The 318-nt window shown below is 42.8% G+C and carries 1 pseudogene; it reads right to left on the bottom strand.

The features are described 5' to 3' along the window. Positions 1-318: pseudogene (locus RM520_RS15265) on the bottom strand (gliding motility-associated C-terminal domain-containing protein); the annotation flags it as partial.

Genomic DNA, 318 nt, shown 5'->3' with positions numbered 1-318 from the left:
TGGGTCTAGGTAATCTGGTGTACCATCATCATCACTATCATCATTCGTTGGGTCGCCATCGCCATCTGCATCCTCATCTGGAGTATCTATTCCATCTCCATCATCATCCAAATCACGATAATTAACATCCTCCGTACCATCGGTATCTGGTAAATCGTTCTGTGGGTCATCAATCTCATCATTTACATCAAAACCATCAGCTACATCTGAGCCCTCATAACCGTCATCCAATCCATCGCCATCTGTATCAACTCCTGTAAAGTCTTGGTCTGGAATACCATCGTTATTAAAGTCATTACCCTCATTGTTATCTGGTAC

The sequence above is a fragment of the Croceitalea vernalis genome, assembly GCF_031846405.1.
Classification (GTDB): Bacteria; Bacteroidota; Bacteroidia; order Flavobacteriales; family Flavobacteriaceae; genus Croceitalea; species Croceitalea vernalis.
Note: the sequence above shows the minus strand (reverse complement) of the source record. Positions and strands in the feature narration are given on the sequence as shown.